We start from the raw sequence: 2,156 nt of genomic DNA, 5'->3' as shown, positions 1-2,156 counted from the left end.
GCAGGGCCCGGCGCAGGCCGGCCACGTCGCCCCCGCTGGCTTCGGCCTTGCGCAGGGCGGCTTCGGTTTCGATAACCTGTTTGGCCAGGTAGCGGCCCTGCTGCTCCAGCCCGTAAATACCGTAGTGGCGGCGTGCCCCCACCAGCGCCCGGCGGCTGTCTTCGAAAGACGTGGTCAAATACTCGTAGCGCTTGCGGTAGAGCTGCAGCACGGTGCGGCGGTTTTCCAGCGTCAGCTGCTGGTTTACCGAGTCGATGACGTGCACCATGGCATTGGCGATGGCGGCGGCTAGCTGCTTGTCTTTGTCGCTGAAGGTCAGCTCAATGGCGTCGCGCTCGTTGTGCACAATGCTCAGGTTGCTGGTAAACTCGCTTAGCACGTAGTTGTCGGCATTGTCGTCGCCGGGCGTGCCGGCTTTGTAGTGCTGGTAGAGGCCGAACTTCTTGATGATGAACTCGGCCACCGGCTGCGACTCGCCGATGGTGATGGCCCGGTCCAGGTCTTCGGCGCGGCCGCCGAGCTCAAGCTGCCCGCGCATCTGGGTGTTTTCCTGCAGCAGGCGGTCGGGGTCGGCCGTTTGGGGGTTGGTCGGAATGAAGATGGCCGTGGAGCGGTACACGTTGGGCAGCAGCAGCGATACCACGACGCTTACAATGGCCGCCAGGGCCACGGCCCCGGCCACGAAGTATTTCCAGCGGTTGATAATGGGCCCCAGGCCCACCAGCGAGAAAGAAGGTGCAGACATATGTTGGAGGAGGAAGCCACTATCCCGCCGGCTAAAAATGGGTGAGCCCGGCGCGGGGCAGCGGCAAGCAAAGATAGGGGCCAAACGCCCCGGTCGGGCACACAAAGCGCGCGGGCGGGCCAAGTGCGTAGCTTTGCAGCGGCGCGGCTGCCCGGCGCCGGTTCCTCAGATTTAGCCTTTTCGTTCGTATCAAACGCTTTTTCGGCAATATCAGCTTCGTCGTCCTGCTCAACCTGCTGGTGAAACCCGGTTGGGTGGTGGTCGAAAACCTGGTGCAGGACCGGCTCGGGCACGCCACGTTCGGGCTGGTCACGGCCCTGTCGGCCCTCACGCTGGTGGTGGCCGCCCTCTCCGACCTCGGCCTCACGCCCTACGCCGTGCAGCGCGTGGCCGCCGAACCCAAATTCCTGGCCGAAACTTTCCCCACGCTGCTGCCCCTGCGCGGCGCCCTCAACTTCGTGGCCCTGGCCGCCATGCTGCTGATAGGGTGGGGGCTGGGCTACCGCGGCCCCGAGCTGTTGCTGCTCGGCGCGGTGGGGGCCGCCCTGCTGCTGGCCCAGTACGGGCAGTTTTTGCGCGGCACGCTGCAGGCCCACCAGAAGTTCAACACCGACGCCGTGCTCTCGGTGGTCGAAAAGTTTGTGCTGCTCGGGGCCGTGCTGGTGCTGCTGCCGCTGGGCCTCACGCTGCCCAACTACGTGGGGGCGCGGCTGGGGGCGGCGGCCTTCACCACGGTGCTCACCTACGGGCTGATGACGCGGTTTTTCGGCCGCATCCGCTACCGCTGGCACGGTCCGGTGGCCCGCACTGCCCTGCGCGCCAGCCTGCCCTTTGCCCTGATGACGCTGCTCTACGGCGTGAACGAGCGCATCGACATGGTGATGCTCGAACGCCTCGCCTCACCCACCGAGGCCGGCTACTACGCCGGCGCCTACCGCTGGGTCGACGCCGTAATGATGTACGCCTGGACGGTGCTGCCGCTATTTTTTGCCAAGTTCGCCAGCGTGCCCACCGATGCCCGGGCCCAGCGCGAGCTGCTGCGCTTCGGGCAGCGCATCGTCACGCTGCCGCTGCTGTTCGTGGTAGCCTTCATCTTCTTTCGGGGCGAAGTGGTGTTCTGGCAGTTCAAGCACAGCAGCCCGGCCGAGCTGGCCCGCATGGCATCGTGCCTGAAGATATTATTCGTGAACGTGCTGGTGCACGCCTTCTTCGCCATCTACAGCACCTTGCTCACCAGCACCACCCACGAGCGCGCTGTGAGCTGGCTGGTAGCTGGCAGCATTGCCCTCAACATCGGCCTGAACCTGGTGTTTCTGCCCCGGTTCGGGGCGGTGGCGGCGTCGGTCGATACGCTGGTGTGCGCGGCGGCGGTGTCGGTGGGCTACCTGGTGCTGGTGGCGCGGCGCACCGG

At 65.9% G+C, this 2,156-nt stretch carries 1 protein-coding gene and 1 pseudogene; one reads left to right on the top strand and one right to left on the bottom strand.

Annotated elements, in window-relative coordinates; genetic code table 11:
- A pseudogene (locus ACYVDE_RS20930) lies at window positions 1–745 on the bottom strand (hypothetical protein); the annotation flags it as partial.
- A gap of 239 nt (window positions 746–984) precedes the next feature.
- Here ACYVDE_RS20930 and ACYVDE_RS20925 point away from each other — a divergent pair.
- Window positions 985–2,156 (top strand): oligosaccharide flippase family protein (locus ACYVDE_RS20925; RefSeq protein WP_460503476.1); only part of this gene is annotated, 1,172 nt, incomplete at its 3' end.

Source organism: Hymenobacter agri, assembly GCF_054778495.1.
The sequence above is the reverse complement of the archived record's forward strand: the minus strand, read 5'-3'. Positions and strand labels throughout refer to the sequence as shown.